General features: G+C 66.9%; 14 protein-coding genes and 1 pseudogene. 8 read left to right on the top strand and 7 right to left on the bottom strand.

What is annotated here, in order from left to right; all coding sequences use genetic code 11:
• On the top strand, positions 1-891 hold an 891-nt coding region (locus EET03_RS19795; protein ID WP_136625734.1), incomplete at its 5' end, for an ABC transporter permease.
• A 9-nt stretch (positions 892-900) separates the two neighbouring features.
• Here EET03_RS19795 and EET03_RS19800 read toward each other — a convergent pair.
• On the bottom strand, positions 901-1125 hold the full coding sequence (locus EET03_RS19800) for a hypothetical protein (RefSeq protein ID WP_063470581.1): 225 nt from the start codon (positions 1123-1125) through the stop codon (positions 901-903).
• Positions 1126-1434: 309 nt separating this feature from the next.
• Between EET03_RS19800 and EET03_RS19805 the strand changes: the two genes are divergently transcribed.
• On the top strand, positions 1435-3432 hold the full coding sequence (locus EET03_RS19805; RefSeq protein WP_099193684.1) for a serine/threonine-protein kinase PknH/PknJ: 1998 nt from the start codon (positions 1435-1437) through the stop codon (positions 3430-3432).
• A gap of 4 nt (positions 3433-3436) precedes the next feature.
• On the opposite strand, the gene EET03_RS19810 is transcribed toward EET03_RS19805, so the two are convergent.
• Together EET03_RS19810 and EET03_RS19815 are read right to left on the bottom strand one after the other, a co-directional pair.
• Positions 3437-4021, bottom strand: a complete 585-nt coding sequence (locus EET03_RS19810; protein WP_075540738.1) for a hypothetical protein — start codon at positions 4019-4021, stop codon at positions 3437-3439.
• 297 nt (positions 4022-4318) lie between these two features.
• On the bottom strand, positions 4319-5461 hold the full coding sequence (locus EET03_RS19815) for an adenylate/guanylate cyclase domain-containing protein (RefSeq protein WP_075540741.1): 1143 nt from the start codon (positions 5459-5461) through the stop codon (positions 4319-4321).
• A 130-nt stretch (positions 5462-5591) separates the two neighbouring features.
• On the opposite strand from EET03_RS19815, the gene EET03_RS19820 reads away from it, so the two are divergent.
• Complete coding sequence (locus tag EET03_RS19820; RefSeq protein ID WP_075540737.1) at positions 5592-7076, top strand: serine/threonine-protein kinase; 1485 nt, start codon at positions 5592-5594, stop codon at positions 7074-7076.
• On the top strand, positions 7073-7570 hold the full coding sequence (locus tag EET03_RS19825) for a hypothetical protein (protein WP_075540736.1): 498 nt from the start codon (positions 7073-7075) through the stop codon (positions 7568-7570). Before EET03_RS19820 ends, EET03_RS19825 begins: the two co-directional genes overlap by 4 nt.
• Positions 7571-7626: 56 nt before the next feature.
• Here the strand turns inward: EET03_RS19825 and EET03_RS19830 are convergent, their stop codons facing one another.
• On the bottom strand, positions 7627-9015 hold the full coding sequence (locus tag EET03_RS19830; protein WP_075540735.1) for an amidase: 1389 nt from the start codon (positions 9013-9015) through the stop codon (positions 7627-7629).
• A gap of 108 nt (positions 9016-9123) precedes the next feature.
• Here EET03_RS19830 and EET03_RS19835 point away from each other — a divergent pair, with 108 nt between their 5' ends.
• The 3 genes from EET03_RS19835 (at position 9124) to EET03_RS19845 (ending at position 14122) form a co-directional block, all read left to right on the top strand.
• Entirely contained in the window at positions 9124-9552 is a 429-nt protein-coding gene (locus tag EET03_RS19835) for an HIT family protein (RefSeq protein WP_063470576.1), read from the top strand.
• A gap of 14 nt (positions 9553-9566) precedes the next feature.
• Positions 9567-10034, top strand: coding sequence for a nitroreductase family deazaflavin-dependent oxidoreductase (locus EET03_RS19840; protein ID WP_099193685.1), 468 nt, complete (start codon positions 9567-9569; stop codon positions 10032-10034).
• Positions 10035-10132: 98 nt separating this feature from the next.
• Positions 10133-14122 (top strand): diguanylate cyclase domain-containing protein, encoded by a 3990-nt coding sequence (locus tag EET03_RS19845; RefSeq protein ID WP_099193686.1) that lies wholly within the window; start codon positions 10133-10135, stop codon positions 14120-14122.
• 49 nt (positions 14123-14171) lie between these two features.
• Here the strand turns inward: EET03_RS19845 and EET03_RS19850 are convergent, their stop codons facing one another.
• From EET03_RS19850 to EET03_RS19860, 3 genes are all read right to left on the bottom strand, one after another.
• Positions 14172-14450 carry a hypothetical protein gene (locus EET03_RS19850; RefSeq protein ID WP_075540732.1) on the bottom strand — a complete coding sequence of 93 codons (279 nt, stop codon included), beginning with the start codon at positions 14448-14450 and terminating at the stop codon, positions 14172-14174.
• Between the two features lie 306 nt (positions 14451-14756).
• A complete protein-coding gene (locus tag EET03_RS19855) occupies positions 14757-15884 on the bottom strand; it encodes an FAD-binding protein (RefSeq protein WP_075540731.1) in 1128 nt (375 codons plus the stop codon).
• 2 nt (positions 15885-15886) lie between these two features.
• Positions 15887-16714 carry a uracil-DNA glycosylase gene (locus EET03_RS19860; protein WP_075540730.1) on the bottom strand — a complete coding sequence of 276 codons (828 nt, stop codon included), beginning with the start codon at positions 16712-16714 and terminating at the stop codon, positions 15887-15889.
• Between the two features lie 59 nt (positions 16715-16773).
• Between EET03_RS19860 and EET03_RS19865 the strand changes: the two are divergent.
• Positions 16774-17592, top strand: a pseudogene (locus EET03_RS19865) (MFS transporter); the annotation flags it as partial.
• Positions 17593-17718: the final 126 nt, after the last annotated feature.

Below are 17718 nucleotides of genomic sequence, written 5' to 3' on the forward strand. Positions count from 1 at the left end.
CCCAAACCCGGCCCACCCGCACCGGCGCCCACCACCAAAGCCCTGGCCCAACAAAGCGCCCTGTCCCAATTCGCCATCTTGTGCCGGCGCTACCTGGCCGTCATCGCCGCCGACCGCCAATACTCGGTGTTCCTGCTGGCCCTGCCGCTGCTGCTGAGCCTGTTCGCCCACGCCGTACCCGGCAACGCCGGACTCTCCCTGGCCAAAGCCATCGAAGAACGCTCAACCCAACCCTCCCAACTGCTGGTACTGCTGATCATCGGCGGCGCCCTGATGGGCTGCGCAGCCTCCATCCGCGAAATCGTCAAAGAACAAGCCATCTACCGCCGCGAACACGGCATCGGCCTATCCGCCAACGCCTACCTGGCCTCCAAACTCGTCGTCCTGACCGCACTAACCACCATCCAAGGACTCATCCTCGGATTCCTGGGGACGGCGTTCCTGCCCGCACCGGACCAATCGGTCGTGCTGCCTTGGCCGACACTCGAGATAGCGGTGGCTGTCGTTGCCGTCACTGTGGTTTCGATGATCATCGGCCTGCTGATCTCGGCGCTGATCGGCAACGCCGATCGGGGCATGCCGCTGCTGGTACTGGTGGTCATGGCCCAACTGGTGCTGTGCGGCGGAATGTTCGCGGTCAACGGCCGGCCTCCGCTCGAGCAACTGGCCTGGCTGTCCCCGTCCCGGTGGGCCTACGCCATGGCCGCCGCCACCGTCGATCTCAACGACCTGCGGCGCACCGCGGGCGGGGACCAGGATCCGCTGTGGGACTACAAGGTCAGTAGCTGGCTGCTAGCCGCCGGAGCTTGTCTGGTGCAGGCGATCGTGCTGGTGATGCTCATCGCTGTGCAACTCAGGCGTCTTGACCCGCAACGCAAGGCCCGCAAGTGAACCGGGCGCTCAGGCGTGCTTCATGACGAACGGGACCCCGCTGACGGCCAGCGAACCGCAGGAGAGCTGTACCGACAACAGCCGGTATCCGATGTAGTACACCCCGTAGGACCAGGCGCGTCCGGCGCTGGTACGCCATTGCACCGGAAACGTTGCCGCAAACCCGACCAAGGCGGTCATCACGAATATGACGGCGACGTGGATCTTCGAGCCGGTCCCGGCCGTGGTAGGCATCGGTCTCTTCCTTTCTCGACAGCTGAGGAGAGCTTCTGCCTATGCGCTTGCCGCATTCTTGCGGACTTCTTGGCGCCGTCCGGCCCCGGGGAAGGACGCGCGCCGGGCGGGTGCTGGGGGCGGGTTCCAGGCGATCCGCGACGGGGTTTTCGGAACACGGTGCGGGTGCCGGTCCGCCGTCGGCGCCGGGCCATTTGAGGGCCATTTCCGGGCCATTTCCGGGTCATTTCCGGACCTCGCGGCTGACGCGCCTGGCGGACTGTTGTTGATAGTGTCTGCGGCATCGCGGCGTGACCGGGAGGATCAGCGATGAGTGACGCGCAGGGCTCGCGAGTCGGGTCGACATTCGGGCCCTATCGCCTGAAGCGGCTGCTGGGCCGCGGCGGGATGGGCGAAGTCTACGAGGCCGAACACACGGTCAAAGAGTGGACGGTCGCGGTCAAGCTGATGTCGGAAACCTTCAGTAAGGACCCGGTGTTTCGGGAGCGGATGAAGCGTGAAGCGCGCATCACCGGCCGGCTGCAGGAACCCCACGTGGTGCCCATCCATGACTACGGCGAAATCGACGGGCAGATGTACCTGGAGATGCGCCTCATCGAGGGCACCGACCTGGACCACATCCTCAAGCGCTTCGGCCCGCTGACCCCGCCGCGAGCGGTGGCCATCATCACCCAGATCGCCTCCGCCCTCGACGCCGCCCACGCCGCCGGCGTGATGCACCGCGACGTCAAACCGCAGAACATCCTGGTCACCCGCGACGACTTCGCCTACCTGGTCGACTTCGGCATCGCCAGCGCCACCACCGACGAAAAGCTCACCCAATTGGGCACCGCGGTGGGCACCTGGAAATACATGGCGCCCGAGCGTTTCTCCAACGACGAAGTCACCTACCGCGCCGACATCTATGCGTTGGCGTGCGTGCTGCACGAATGCCTGACCGGGAGTCCGCCCTACCGCGCCGACAGCGCCAGCATGCTGGTCACCGCTCATTTGATCGATCCCATCCCGCAGCCCAGCACCCTGCGAGCGGGCATCCCCAAGGCCTTCGACGCGGTGATCGCGCGCGGCATGGCCAAAAAGCCCGAGGACCGCTACGCCAGTGCCGGAGATTTGGCGCTGGCCGCCCATGAAGCGCTCAGCGACCCCGATCAAGACCACGCTGCCGACATCCTGCGCCGCAGTCAGGAAGCCACCCTGCCCGGCCCGCCCACAGCCGTCGCGCCGCCGACCATGCCGGCCACCGGGATGGCACCTTCGGTATCTCCGGCCCCCGCAACGCCGGCACCGCGACCCGCCCCGCAGCGGCAGCCGCCGTATTACCCAGCCGGGGCCGGTTCGGCGCCCTCGTCAGGACCTTCGGCGGGCCCCGGTCAGCCGGGAGTCTCCGGACCCGCCGCGGCCTCGGCACCGCCCGGGCGGGCTCCAGCCCCGCCGCCAGCGGGCCAACCCTCGTGGGCGCCGACGAGCGGCCCGATGCCGGCCAGCCAGCCGACCCCCACCCCGGCGTTCTACCAAGGCGGCGGCTGGGGCGGTACGCCACCGGGCGCACCGCCGCCGCAGCAACCCCCCGGCCCACCGGCCTGGAATCAGGGGCGGCAGCCGTCGGCATCACGGAACCGCAACCCGTGGCCGATCGTGGCAGCCGTCGCTATCGTGCTCGTCCTGGTCGTCGGAGGAGTGGGCATCTGGCTGGTCACCCGACCCAAGCCGGCGCCGCCGCCGAAACCGATCTCGGAGGACCGGCTCAGCGCGCTGTTGCTGAGCCCTTCAGAAATCAACTCCGTGATGGGCGCATCGAACATCCAACCGGGCAAACCCATCACGTCGATGGACCCGTCCCCGGTGACGCTGTCGCTGCCCGACTGCCAGGGCGCCTTGTATACCAGCCAAGATCCGGTCTACTCCGGCACGGGCTACACCGGAATCAGCGGTCTGGTGTCGTCGGAACCCGGCGACAACTACGACCACTGGGTCAACCAGGCCGTGGTGGCCTTCCCGTCCGCCGACAAAGCTCGCTCGTTCCTGCAGTCTGCGGCCGGCAAATGGAAAAACTGCGCGGGCAAGACCGTGACCGTCACCAATAAGGGCAAGACCTACCGGTGGACGTTCGCCGACGTGGTCGGCAGCCCGCCGAAGATCACGGTCATCGACACCCAGGAGGGCGCTGACGGCTGGGAGTGCCAGCGCGCGATGAGCGTGGCGAACAACGTGATCGTCGACGTCAACGCCTGCGGTTACCAGATCACCGACCAGGGTGGCCAGATCGCCGACCAGATCATCGCCAAGGTCAACAAGGAACCCAAGTAGGGGGCTAATTCCCCAGATCGGGTCCCTGGGCGCGGAGGTCGTCCACCGCCGCCATAGCGGTGCGTAACTTGGCCAGCCATTCCTCGGTGTGCTCACCGACCAGCCTGACCGACCACGCGAGGGCGTCGGCTCGTGACCGCGCGACACCGGCGTCGACCAGCGTGTCCAGCACCTGACGCTCCGGTTGCCTCAGGCGGGTCATCACCGGAACCGCGATGTGGGTGAACAGGATCCGCTCGGTGCCGGTGCCGGAGACGACGTCCACGCCCCAGGACACCTTGCGTCCGTAGCGATCCTGAGCCTCGTCGGCGATCCGCATCCGCTCGGAGCGAGTTTCCTCCCGGAACCGCGAGGCTCGTCCTTTCCCGCGCGCCGGACTCTGCTCCTGCCCGGAATCCTCTGGTGCGGCCAGCTTGCCGATCACCGTGATCTCCTCGCGGTCGACGATGACCGTGGGATCGCCGTCGAACCAATCTTCGGGGAGACGTCCGGCGAACCATTCGGCCGCATCACTGGTGTCGGGTTGCTGGGCTTGCTGCCAGCCCCCGGGGCGCCCGTACCGGTGTCCGTGCATATGGTGTGCTTTCATAATTACATGATTACACCGTAATACCGGTTAGGGAACACCGTTCACTGGCAGTGAACGTCCAAGCCGCGCGCGACCTTGCCCAAACCATCGGCAGCCCGGAAGGCCATTGCTATCGGGTAATGCGCAGTTGTATTTTTGGTAGCGAAGCAGGCCCGGAAGCGACCGAACTCAAGTGCCGGAAAACGGGGTGAGATCCGGCAGCGCAGGATCCGCGTAAGACGGAGCCAGACGCCCCCGAGAGTCGCTCCGGGCCTGCCCATATGCGCGATGGACAGTCCTGCGGATCGGCCTGCCCAATCAGGGCCGCCGGTCGCCGCCGTCGCCGCGCCGCACCCGGAACAACTTGGCTTCATTCTTGATGCCCTTGAGGCGACGGGTGCCGGCGAATGACCACTCGAACCCGGCGCCGTCACCCACGGACTCCCAGACGGAATCGGCGACCAGCACCGTGCCCGGCCGCGCCACCCCGGTGACCCGGCTGGCCGCGTTCACCGGACTGCCGAACCAGTCACCGGCCCGGCTCACCGCCATGCCGCACGCAACTCCTGCGCGCAACCGGGGAAACGCCGCATCGGTGTCGACGACCTCGACCAACTTCAGGACCGTGTCCAACAGGGGCACCGGATCCGGGCAGACGAACATCACCGCGTCACCGATCGTCTTGATGAACCGCACCGGCGGAGCGGTCAGGTCACGCGCCAGCTCTGACAGCCGGCCGGCAAGATGCCCCAACTCTTCGGCCGACACCACCTCACCGAGCTTGGTGAAGCCGACGAGATCGGCGAAAGCGACGGTGACCTGGCGCGCGCCCGGCAACGGCTTGCCGGCAGCTCGCTCACCGGCACTGACGGCCTCGGTTTCCATCATGTGCCGCAACTGCATGAACAGCATCTCCTGGATCATCGGGCCGAGCAGCGGCACGATCCGGCTCACCAGCGCCTGCGACGCCTGGGCGATCTGCACCTCGGTGACCCCCGGACGCATGATCGCCGACAGCGCGGTATAGCGCATGACCTCCGCGGCGTGTGACAGGCCCTCGGCGAGAACACGCACCACCATGACGATTTGATCGGTATCCAGCCCCAGCTCCACGAACCGCTGCGCAGTCGCGGCGGCTTCACCGTCGGCGCGCATATGTACGGCCGCGTCCGGGTCGTCGACTCTGGCTAAACCGATGGCGCGCTGCACCCGCTGCAGCAGAGTGAGGTCAATGCCGTAGGTCTCGCTGATCTCGCGGGCGGATACGTACGTGCCATCGTCGCCGATCAGCCGCCGGGTGGCCAGCAGCAGCGGCGGGTTGGCCAACCGGATCTCGTCAGCGGTGATGCCCTGTTCGAGCAGCCACTCGATCAGCTCGGCGCGCTCGGCGCGTGCCGTGCCGTCGAGCCCGTCGAGCAGATCGGCGATATCGCGGTCGACCGGCTCGGGCAGGTCTTCCACGGTGGCCTCCAATGTCCATTACCGTTCAACGTATAACGCCGCCGCGAGGCGCGGCCGGTCGACCGACAAGGCGCAGCGAACCGGCGGGCTGGCAAGTCGTCCGCACTTACTCACGGGGTAATATCCGGCCATGCCGTTACCTGTCGGCACAACGTTTGCTGGGTACACCATTGTGCGGCTACTCGGCTCGGGGGGTATGGGCGAGGTGTACCTTGCGCAGCATCCCCGGTTGCCACGCGGTGACGCATTGAAAGTCCTGCCTCGGGACGTATCGGCGGACAGTGTGTTCCGTGAGCGATTCCAACGCGAGGCCGACATGGCCGCCACCCTGTTTCACCCGCACATCGTCAGTGTCCACGACCGCGGCGAGTTCAACGGTCAGCTGTGGATCTCGATGGACTACATCGAGGGAACCGACGCAGCACAGCTCACGGCCAACCGCTACCCCGAGGGCATGCCCGCAGCCGAGATTGCCACCATCGTGACAGCCGTGGCCAGCGCACTCGATTACGCCCATCAGGGAGGTCTGCTGCACCGTGACGTCAAACCCGCCAATATCTTGCTCACCGAGCCAGACGGCGACGGTCACCGGCGAATATTCTTGGCGGACTTCGGGATAGCCCGCCAAGCCGGCGACATCAGCGGGATCACCGCAACGAATCTGACGATCGGCACGGCCGCATATTGCGCGCCCGAACAGCTGGTGGGCGCCGACATCGACGGCCGCGCCGACCAGTATGCGTTGGCCACCACCGCCTTTCACCTTCTCACGGGTGCACCTCCGTATCAGCATTCCAACCCGGTCGCAGTGATCAGCCAGCACCTCAATGCACCACCGCCAAAGCTGAGCGACCAGCGACCCGAACTTGCCTCGCTGGACCTGGTTTTCGCGACTGCAATGGCAAAACGGCCGAATGACCGCTACCCCAGCTGCCGAGACTTCGCCCGGGCGTTAACTCAAGGCGTCACACCCGATGTAGGCATGGCGGCGCAGCGGCCGGACGATCGGACAATGGCAGCGGGAATCGCTCCTGCTCCCCTGAACGCTGTCGATACGCGCGCCGCCCCGATGCAGCCGATGTACTGGCATCCCGCCATGCCCGCGGCGCAGCCTGCGGCGCGGCGACGAACAGCCGTATCGATTGTGGTTCCGCTGGTGCTGGCAGCAATGCTGCTGTGCGCCATCAGTTTTGCCGCGGTGCAGGTGCTGCGGCCCGGCCCGCGGCCGGCCACCGCCGCGCCGCAGTGGCAGCCGTACGTCGAATACGCGAAGCAGTTCGGCGTGTTCTTGACGAGTCTCGATCCCCAGACCGCCGATCGCGACGTCCAGCGGATACTCGACGGTTCGACCGGCACCTATCACGACGACTTTGCCAGCAGAAGATCCGAGTTCAAGCAGACAATTGTGAATTCGAACGTGGTAACCCATGGAATCGCCACCGGCGCAGGCCTGGAGGCGATCAGCGGCACGACAGCCCGCGTGGTGGTGGCCATGACATCGAAAGTCACCAACAACGCCGGTGCAACCCAAGACCCACGATCATGGCGCTTACTCATGCAGGTGGAAAAAATCGGTGACACCTACCTGGTGTCGAACGTGGAATTTGTCCGATGACCCGGCGAGTCGCGTGGTGGGCTGTCGTCGCCGCGCTCACTGTCGCGACGCTTGCGGCCGGGGCGCTGGGCGGCGGGCTGATGCTGGTCAAGAACCGACAATTGCCGGCCAACCGCGCCGCCAACCGCCACGCCGTGTTGGAAGTCGCCAAAGCCGATGTGGCCAAAGTGCTCACGTACACGGCGGACACGGTGGAGCAAGACACCAGGGCGGCTGAGGAAGTGCTGACTGGAGCATTTCTCGACTATTACCGGCAATTCGCCAGGCAACAGGTCATTCCGGCGGCGCGAAGCAACGGCATCACCGCAACCGCTACCGTTACCCATGCCGGTGTCGAGTCATTGACCACCGGGAAGGCCTCGGTTCTGCTGTTCGTCGACCAAAGTACAACCAGCAGGGACAAACCCGCACCGGTAGTCACCGCGAGCTCGGTTCGCGCTGGGCTGACGAAAGTGAGCGGCGAGTGGTTGATCGACTCAATGAATCCGGTCTAGCTAGGCGCCGCTGATGCGCGCCGGCCTCGGTAGCCGACGGGCCAGGCGCTTTGCTGTCACGACACCGGCGGTCGCCGGTGCGCCCACGGCCGGGCGGCTTCGATCTGCGCCGACAGCGACAGCAGGGTCGCCTCGTCATAGGGCCGGCCGACGAGTTGCACCGACATCGGCATGCCGTCGTCGTCGAAGTCCCAGGGCACCACGGCGGCGGGCTGGCCGGTCACATTCCAGACCTGTTGGTAGGGCACCCGTTGGGCCACCAGCAGCAGCGTCGACACCGCTCCCCGGCGCTGATAGGCGCCGATCCTCGGCGGGCCGGCCGCCGTACCCGGGGTGACGACGACGTCCACGTCGTCGAAGATCGACTGGATCCGGCTGCTGAGCGCGGCTTCCGCGGCGCGCAGCGCCGCCATCCGGCGGTCCGAGAAGAATGACCCCATCCGGGCGATGTTGCGGGTGCGCGCTTCCAGACGTTCCGGGTGAGCCTGCGCGTCGGCGTCGTCGCTGATACCGCGCAGATAGCGGGGGAAGAAGTTGGCGTACAGCGCGGCCGGATACTCGGGGTCGCGAATGATCACGTCGTGGCCGAGATCGCGCAGCAATGCACCCGCCTGGTCGACCGCTGCCAGTTGCGCCTTGCCAACGCGGACCGGAAGCGGCGTGGGAACCTTGGTGCTCAAGGCAATTCGCAGGCGTCCGGGCTCGCGTGCGGCAGCGTCGACGAATTCGCCTTCGGGACCGGGCACCGAGGTCGTCACGTCGAGCAGCAGCGCGGCGTCTCGCACCGTACGCGTGATCGGGCCGTTGACGCTGAGCCCGTACCACGCGTCGTCGTGCGGCTCCAACGAGATCCGGTCACGTTGCGGCTTCAGCCCGAACACTCCACACCAGGTCGACGGGATCCGGATCGACCCGCCGCCGTCGGATCCGAACGCCACCGGCGCCAACCCGGCAGCCACCGCAGCGGCACTGCCGCCACTGCTGCCACCGGGAGTCCGGGAAGGATTCCACGGGTTGCGGGTCGCCCCGAAGGTCAGCGACTCGGTGTAGGGCATCATCATCAGCTCGGGCACATTGGTCTTGCCGATGACGACGGCACCCGCGGCGCGCAGCCGGCGCACCAGCTCGGCATCGCCGGTCACCGCCGGACCGTGCCCGCCGCCGCCGTACGTCGTCACCTCTCCGGCGAGGTCCACATCGTCTTTGACCGCGATCGGTACGCCAAGCAGCGGCAGCCGCTCGCCGGCGTCGAGCCGCTGCTGGGCCACCTCGGCCTCGTCGCGCGCGCCGTCGTAGCGCACCACGCGGTAGGCGCGCAACTGGCTGTCCAGCCGCTCGATTCGTTCCAGATAGACCTCGAGAAGCACCGGTGCGGTGATCTCACCGTCTGCCAGCATTTGCGCCTGCTCCGTCGCACCGACGAAGACGAGATCGTTAGGGTCCACCGCCGCAGCGTATCCCGCTCGATCGGGCGGTTCCAGGTGCTCCCCTAAGCGTCGACGGCCGCGGGTCCGTGCGGAAGGGGCGGCGCCGGGCGCAGTACCGTGGGCCCTATGCCCTGCGTGTTCTGTGCGATAGTCGCCGGTGAAGCCCCAGCCATTCCGATCTACGAAGACGACGGCTATCTGGCCATCCTCGACATCCGCCCGTTCAGCCGCGGCCACACCCTGGTACTGCCCAAACGACACACCGTGGACATCACCGACACCCCGCCGGACACGCTGGCCGACATGGTCACGATCGGCCAGCGGATCGCCAAGGCCGCCCGCGCGACGGAATTGGCCGACGCGACCAACATCGCGATCAACGACGGCAGCGCCGCCTTCCAGACGGTGTTCCACATTCACCTGCACGTGCTACCGCGACGTAACGGCGACAAGCTGGCGCTTGCCAAGGCGATGGTGCTGCGCCGCGACCCGGACCGTGAGGCCACCGGGCGAATGCTGCGGGAGGCGTTGGCCCGGATCGACGCGAGCCAGTAAGGCTGGGCCATGAGATGAGCAATCTCACGCCGTTCGAGCGATTAGTCGGCGCGCCGCTGTTGCGACTGCATGACACGGTCTACCAGAAGACCAATGGTCGGATTGGGCACCGCATCCCGGGTGTTCCACCTTGCCTGCTGCTGCACACCGTTGGCGCCAAGACCGGCCAGCCGCGCACCACGTCGCTCGCCTACGCGCGCGACGGCGACTCGTATCTGATCGTCGCCTCCAACGGCGGAGCCGATCGCCACCCCGGCTGGTACCACAACCTGCGCAAGCATCCGCAATGCGAAATCAACCTCGGCCCACGGCGATTGGCGGTGACCGCACGACGGGTCACCCCGGACGACGCGGACTACTTCCGGATGTGGCAGCTGGTCAACAAGAACACCGCGAATCGGTACACCGTTTACCAGCGCCGCACGCCACGGCCCATCCCGATCTTCGCGTTGACCCCGGTCCCGCAAAACGCGGGGGCGTAGTCAAGCTGGACCGGTCGTAACGGATTATTCTGCGCTGAAGCGCGCGGTGAAGCTGCCAGTTGTCACCGGCAATGGGGTGCGAAGCGACTGGAGCGGCTATGAAACGCGGCACACCCAATTCGTGGCGGCGCTTCGGGCTGCCGGCGCGCGCTGGCTGGCTCGTTGGTGGCGGATACGTCATCGCCGTGGCGCTGACCGCGGCGATATCGATCGGGGGCTGGCCGGGCGCCTACCCGGCTCGGCCGGTCAACCAGCTGGTGCCGGTGTTGTCGTTGCTTTTCACCGCGGGATGTGCCGGCAACGCGGCCCGTTGCGCGGTCGGACGGCGCAGATTGGGATGGCTGGCGCTGACAACGGCGCTGGCGGGGTGGGCGGTCGGGGAGGTCAGCTGCGACCTGTCCGAGGTGTGTCAGCAACTCGATCACGTCGCACACCCGACGGCCGCCGAGACGGCGCTGCTGTGGTATCCCGTCGGTGTCACGGTGTCTTTGGTGCTGCTGTCCGCTTCCGTTCGGCGGGTGCCTTGGCGGCTGATCCTCGACGGTGTCATCGTCGCGACGTCGTTGTTCGTGGCCACGTGGGTATTCATCCTCAACAAAGTGGTACGGGACGCCAGCAGCTCGCGGCCCGTGATATTCACCCATGTCCTCGCTGACGTCGTCGTCATGACGGTTGCCATTCTGGTGTTGTCGCGAACCCTCTCCGGCGGGCGGCCCAGCCTGAGCCTGCTAGCCGCCGGGATCACCGTAATCGGGGGCGCCGACATCGTGATCGTGTTCCAGACCGGGATCGGCAGCTATCACACCGGCGAGCTGGTCGACCTGCCCCGAGTGGCCGGCCTGGGATTGGTGGCTCTGGCTGCGCTCGCCAGTCTCAGGGAGTCCCCAACTGCCGTTTCGGACGAGACCGGTGAGGTCAATGAGGCCAGTGAGGCCAGTGAGGAGGTCACGTCCCGGGTCCGGCTGTGGTTGCCGTACCTGCCGCTGGTGCTGGCCGCGGCGATCGGCCTGGGCCACCTCATGGACCAGGTGCGGCAGTGGCCGTTCCTGTTCGCCGCGCTCAGCATTCTGGTGGCTGCGGCGCTGGCCCGCCAGCTCGTCGTCCTGGTCGAGAACCAGGCTTTGCTGGCTGAGGTGGCGCAGGAGGCGTCTCGCGACAGCCTGACCGGCCTGGCCAATCGGACCCGGTTCCTCAACCGATTGGAACGAGCCATCGCCGCTCGGGATCAGCGCCCCACACCGATCGCGGTGTTATGCCTCGACCTGGACAACTTCAAGCAGGTCAACGACGCCCTGGGCCATCCGGCCGGCGACGAGCTTCTCATTCGGGTCGCCAGCCTGCTGACCGCCTCCCTGGACGAAACGGCGACCATCACCAGGCTGGGCGGGGACGAGTTCGCGGTGCTCATCGAAGGCTCCGTCGAGGAAACACAAACGGCGGCGCAACGGGTACTCGGCGCATTCGACGCGGCGATCGTCATCGACGGCGTTCCGGTCACGGTACGTCCCAGCATCGGGTACACCGTAGCCACCGCGGGATCGAGCTGTACCGTCGACGAGCTTCTCCGGCATGCCGACCTGGCCATGTATGCCGCCAAACGCGAAGGCGGCGAACGGATCCGCAGTTTCGTACCGGATGTGCCCTTCCCCGATGCGCTCGCACATCACGCCGACGCACCGATATCGACCATCCAGGCCACCCCGCAAGCCACCCCGGGAAACACCTCTGCCCGCGGGACCGCCGCAGACACGTGCGACCCTTCAGAACCCGCGCGGGACCAGGCGGCACCGCTGCTGCGGCGGTTGGCCGGCTTCCCGGCGGCCACGCCGGCCCGGTGGGAACGCCCGCCGCGGCGCGGAGTTCGGTGGCCGCCCTTGGGCGTCCGGATTGCCCTGGCGCTGCTGACAATCGGCGTCGCCGTTTACACCGCGCTCACCGTGCATGCCGGTCGCAACGTCTTCGCCGAATCCTGGTATCCGGCGCTGAACCTGCTGGCGGCTGCGGTGATTGGCGCTCGCGCCTATCGCGTTGCCGCCGGCCGGGTGGCTTGGTCGCTGATCGCGGCCGGACAAGTATCCGCAGCGTTGGGTGACGTCGTCTACTGGCTGTGGGTGCCCGACGGTCAGTCGCCGTCCTGCGCGGATCCGCTCTACCTGGCGTTCTATCCGTTCGTCTACGCCGGGCTGCTGCTGCTCATGCGGGCGCGGCTGAAAAGGGTGCCGGTTACGGTCAGGCTCGATTCGCTGATCAGTGGATTGGCCGGCGCCGCGGTCGCCGCGGCCCTGACCGCAGGCCCTATTCAGGCGGCGGCTGCCCGCGCACCGGCCACCGTGCTGGTCGGCCTGGTGTATCCGTGGGGCGATCTGGTCCTCCTGTCCCTTGCCGCCGGGATGCTGCCGATCCTGGGCTTGCGCAACGAGTTTCGCTGGAGTCTGCTGGTCGCCGGGTTCACGCTGTTCGCCGCCGCCGACACCATGTACCTCTTCGAAACCGCCGCGGGCTCGTACCGGGTGGGCACCTGGTTCGATGCCCTGTGGCCCGCGTCGTCGCTACTGGTGGCGATGGCCAGCTGGGCGCCCTGGTCATCGGCGGAGCCCGCACCGAAGCGTGGACTCGGTTCGTACGCCGCGCCCGTGGCCTGCACCGCCGTGGCGCTGGGAGTTATTGTGCTGGGCCCGCACTCGCGGATCGCGGGCGCTTTGGCCGCGTTGAGCCTGATCGCGGTCGCGGCGCGGTTCTCGGTGGCTTTCCGGGAGGTCAGCGTGTTGGCCGAAACCCACCAGCACGCCATGACGGACGAGTTGACCGCGCTGCCCAATCGGCGTTCGCTGGCGACAGCCCTGACCGCGCTGTCGGCCAACGCGCCGGACTTGGCGCCCAGACCCCCACGACGTCGAGCGTTGCTGCTGCTGCATCTCTACGGGTTCGACGAGATCACCGGTTCGGTCGGTCGTCACTTGGCCGATGAACTGGTGTGCCGCATCGCGAACCGCCTGTCGCAGTACGTGCGGCGCGAGGACCTGCTTGCGCGCACCGGTGCCAACGAGTTCGCGATACTGCTGAGCAAAGGCGCAGATCTCGTTGCCGCACGCGCGCAGGCGGGTCGGCTACTCGATGCCTTCGGTGAACCGTTCCAGCTGGATCCGATGACCGTGCAGGTCGATGCACGCATCGCCATTGCGCTCTACCCCGACCACTGTGACCATCCGCAGGACTTGCTCAACCGCGCCGAGACGGCGATACCGCACGCCAACGGCGCCAAAAGCAAAGTCGTGGCCTACGACTCGTCGTTTGAGCTGTATCGCGGACACGATCCCGCCCTCGTCGATGATCTACGCGCCGCGCTGTTGGACGGCAACGAACTGACCTGTCACTATCAGCCCAAGATCAACGCCGACGACGGTCGCGTCCACAGCGTCGAGGCGCTGCTGCGCTGGCGCCACCCCAGCCGGGGGATGCTTCTTCCGGAGGAGTTCCTGCCCGCCGCCGAACGTGCCGGGCTGATGCGCCAGGTGGCCAACCGCACCCTCGACCTCGCGCTCGCGCAGCTCCGGTCCTGGCGTGAGCAGGGTATGTGTTTGACTGTCGCCGTTAATCTTTCGACGACAGATCTGCTTGACCTCGATCTCGTGAGCACGATCGAGGGGCTGCTGAAGACCCACGGCCTGCCCGCCGATGCCCTCATCATCGAGATCACCGAAAGCACCCTCGTCGACTCGGTGCGGTCCCGTAATACCGTCGCGGCGTTGCAGCACCTGGGCGTTCGCATCTCGCTCGACGATTACGGCACCGGATGGTCGTCGCTGGCACGCTTGCAGGACGTCTCGGTCGACGAACTCAAACTCGACCGGGTGTTCGTGGCGCGACTGGCCCAGGACCCGCGTTCGGTTGCGATCGTGCGGTCGACGGTGGCGCTGGCCCACAGCCTCGGAGCGGACCTGGTTGCCGAGGGAGTCGAAGACGAGGTGACCCTGAGCGCGCTGCGGCGCTACGGCTGCACCATCACCCAGGGTTTCGTGCACAGTCCGCCGTTGCCGGCGAACGAGGTGGTGCAATGGATCAACAGTCATGTGCCGGATCCGGCCTGACGTCCGCCTCGGCAGCGATCTGGTCGACCCGCAGCCAGCTCTCGTCGGCTCAGCAACGGGTGCGCCACCGAGGTACCACCCGCGGCCGATGCAGCGATCGTCGTGAGCCGGCGGGCATATCCCCGGTGACGGCGGGCCTTTCCGGGATCGCGCTCGTGACCGGGCCGTCGGTGGCATCGTCGCCGTCGGCAACCAGCCGCACGATCTGGTCGAGAGCTTCCTGCGGAGTGCTGGCCAATGACGACACGACCGGTATCTCGTTGCAGCGGGCCGCGTATTTGTCGTGTCCAGGTGACCAGACGACGCGGTAGCTGTAGCGGTGAACCATACGCAAAGGCTCCTCGTTCCGTCTTGGCTGGTGTCGGCGAGTTACGGACCGCCGGATACGGTCGAAGCTCACCTTTATCAAGGGGCATTGGTTTGCGGTGCGGCGCGGCCTGTTCGACTGCCGGGAGAAGGGGCTGGCGGACCGAACCCAACTAGCCGTCACCAAGTTTACCGGCGCCGACGGAGACGTCTCTGGACCTCGACCGCGACACGTGCAACTGTGAACGATCACACACCTACAGCGCGGCGCATGACGACCGGCGGCGTGGCCGTGGTGTCGATCATGGCCGACGATTTCGCGGCGGGGTCAGCGCCGTTGGTAGTCCTCGAGCGTGAGCGAGTCCACGACGCGCTCGAACTCTTCCTGGGGTATCGGTTCGCCACCGGGGATGTTGTCGCTGACCAGCCATTGGTTGCGCTCGACGTAACCGCTGAATTCGGCGTAGTAGTTGGCAAAGCCGCGCTGGTAGTCGGTGCCGGCCGCCGCGAGCTCACCTGCCAGGATATAGGCGCCCAGCAGGGCAACACCGGTCCCTTGCCCGGACAACGGCGAACAGCAGTATGCAGCGTCGCCGACCAGCGCGACCCTGCCCTTGGACCAGCGGTCCATCACGATCTGCGACATCTCGTCGAAGTAGAAATCCGGCGCCGACTTCATGTAATGCAGCAGCTGCGCGCGAACCCAGCCGTCGGTGGCCATCCGCCGTTCCAGCTCGGCGAATTGAGCCTCTTTGTCGCGATAATCGATCCGCAGATCGGGGTCCATGAATCCCAGTGCGGCACGGGCCTCGGTGTTGCCCCGCGCGCTGTAGACCCCGGCCATGGTGGCGTCCCCGTAATGCCACTTCTGCCAATAGTCGAGCTCCAGAAAGTTGGGCACGGTGAAAATCGCCGCGAAAGTGCCCAGCCTCTTGATGAATTGCTCCTCGGGACCGAAAACCAGCCGGCGCACGTTGGAATGCAATCCGTCGGCGCCGACCACGAAGTCGAAGCTGCGGGCATCGGCGCGCTCGAAGGTCACCGCGACCGAGGCGCCGTCGTCGTCCAACGCGGTGATACTGTCGTCGAAGAGGTACTCGGTTCCCGGTTGGGTTGCGCCGTAGAGCAATTCGATGAGATCGTCGCGCAGCAGCTCGATATTGGGATTGTCGATAGGACCGCCGGTCGGTGTCGATTCGGTGTCCCGGGACAACTCGTTGCCGTCGCGGTCGACGACCGAGGCGCCGCGGATGCCAGTCTTGCACGCCTGCGCGGCGGCCAGCAGCCCCATGCGGTCCAGCACCGTCAGCGCCGGACCGCGGACATCGATCGCCTGGCCGCCCGGCCGCAGCCCGGGGTGGCGTTCCACCACCGTGACCGAATAGCCTTGCTGCCCAAGCCAGTACGCAACCGCAGTACCGGCCACACTGGCACCGGAAACCAGAACTGTTCGCACCCTTACTCAATTCCTGCCAGAGTCTTGGCGTCGCGGATTACGCCGTCGAGCATTTCCGGAGTCAACTTACCGGTGAACATGTTCTGCTGGCTCGGGTGGTAGCAGCCGAGCAATCGCAGTCCCGACCCTAACTCGGCCACAACACCATGGCCGAACCGCGGCTTGGGCTTGGCGAACGCGCCAGACATCCGCAAAGCGATCTGCCAGGCGAACCCACCCAGGGCAACGATCACCCGGACGTCCTCGGAAACCAGCCGCCACTCGGTGTCCAGCCAGGGCGAGCAGGCCAACCGCTCGGCCGGGGTGGGCGCGTTGGCCGGCGGCGCGCACCGCACCGGTGCGACGATCCGAATCTGGTTGGCGCGCAAGCCATCCGCGGCGTCGACGCTGGTCGGTTGGTTCACCAGGCCGGCGCGGTGCAGCGCCGCATACAGCTGATCTCCGGACTGGTCGCCGGTGAACATGCGCCCGGTCCGGTTGGCCCCGTGCGCGGCCGGAGCCAGGCCGACGATCAACAGCCGGGGCCGCTCCGACCCAAAGCCCGGCACCGGCCGTCCCCAATACGGCTGATCGGCGAAGGCCCGGCGCTTTACGGCGGCGACGTGTTCCCGCCAGCTCACCAGTCGGGGACAGGCCCGGCACACGCTGACCAGGGCATCGAGTTCGCGAATCGAGCGTGCCGCGCCGGCCAGTTGCACGACTTGTGCGGCATCGGCCGCCACCGGGGTCTGCGGTGTCGCCGGATCGCCCGGCCAGCCGGTGCCCGGATCGACCGGAGACCCGAATGCCCGGCCGGTATTCGGATGCATGAGCACACCAACATCCTGCACGGCGCCGAAATTCAGTGGTCCCCGATACGGCTACGGCGTTAGATTCAGCCGCGATGCCCATGAACAACAACAGCCGCGGCCCGGTGTTTCTGATCCTGTTCGCCACCTTGATGGCGTGTGCGGGCGACGGTATCTCGATCGTGGCGTTCCCGTGGCTGGTGTTGCAGCGCGAAGGCAGCGCGGGGCAGGCGTCGATCGTTGCCGGCGCGACCACGCTGCCGCTGCTGTTCTCGACGCTGATCGCCGGCACCGCGGTCGACTACTTCGGCCGTCGCCGGGTGTCGATGGTGTCCGACGCCCTATCCGGGACCGCGGTGGCCGCCGTCCCGCTGGTGGCCTGGGCGTTGGGCACCGGCGCCGTCAACGTGGCCGTGCTTGCGGCGCTGGGCGCCTGTTCGGCCGCCTTCGACCCGGCCGGGATAACCGCCCGCCAGTCGATGCTGCCCGAGGCCGCCGCTCGGGCGGGCTGGTCGCTGGACCGGGTCAACAGCAGCTACGAGGCCATCCTCAACCTCGCCTTTGTGGTGGGTCCGGGCATCGGCGGCGTCATGATCGCAACGGTCGGCGGCATCAACACGATGTGGATCACCTCGGTGGCGTTCGGGTTGTCCATCCTTGCCATTGCCGCCCTGCGGCTCGAGGGCAACGGCAAGCCGCATCACACGACCCGCCCCGAGGGGCTGGTTTCCGGGGTCGCCGAGGGGCTGCGTTTCGTGTGGAGTTTGCGGGTATTGCGTGCGCTGGCGCTGATCGACCTGTCTGTCACCGCGCTGTATCTGCCGATGGAAAGCGTGCTGTTCCCCAAATACTTCGCCGACCGCCACCAACCGGCCCAGCTGGGTTCGGTTTTGATGGCGATCTGCCTGGGCGGACTAGTCCGTAGTTCCCCCTGGTTTGGCGATGAATGGGCTGTGAGCTGGGGTTTTGTGTTGTGTGCATGATTACGTGTAGCCCAGGTGGTGGGTGAGGTCGAGTAGTTCAAAGGCACGGTGCTGTAGTGCTGT

The organism is Mycobacterium innocens (genome assembly GCF_900566055.1).
In the GTDB taxonomy this organism is placed as follows: domain Bacteria; phylum Actinomycetota; class Actinomycetes; order Mycobacteriales; family Mycobacteriaceae; genus Mycobacterium; species Mycobacterium innocens.

Coding starts and splice junctions, on each gene's coding strand:
- EET03_RS19800 (WP_063470581.1), bottom strand. CDS start 1,125: ATGCCTACCACGGCCGGGACCGGCTCGAAGATCCACGTCGCCGTCATA.
- EET03_RS19805 (WP_099193684.1), top strand. CDS start 1,435: ATGAGTGACGCGCAGGGCTCGCGAGTCGGGTCGACATTCGGGCCCTAT.
- EET03_RS19810 (WP_075540738.1), bottom strand. CDS start 4,021: ATGAAAGCACACCATATGCACGGACACCGGTACGGGCGCCCCGGGGGC.
- EET03_RS19820 (WP_075540737.1), top strand. CDS start 5,592: ATGCCGTTACCTGTCGGCACAACGTTTGCTGGGTACACCATTGTGCGG.
- EET03_RS19825 (WP_075540736.1), top strand. CDS start 7,073: ATGACCCGGCGAGTCGCGTGGTGGGCTGTCGTCGCCGCGCTCACTGTC.
- EET03_RS19835 (WP_063470576.1), top strand. CDS start 9,124: ATGCCCTGCGTGTTCTGTGCGATAGTCGCCGGTGAAGCCCCAGCCATT.
- EET03_RS19840 (WP_099193685.1), top strand. CDS start 9,567: ATGAGCAATCTCACGCCGTTCGAGCGATTAGTCGGCGCGCCGCTGTTG.
- EET03_RS19845 (WP_099193686.1), top strand. CDS start 10,133: ATGAAACGCGGCACACCCAATTCGTGGCGGCGCTTCGGGCTGCCGGCG.
- EET03_RS19850 (WP_075540732.1), bottom strand. CDS start 14,450: ATGGTTCACCGCTACAGCTACCGCGTCGTCTGGTCACCTGGACACGAC.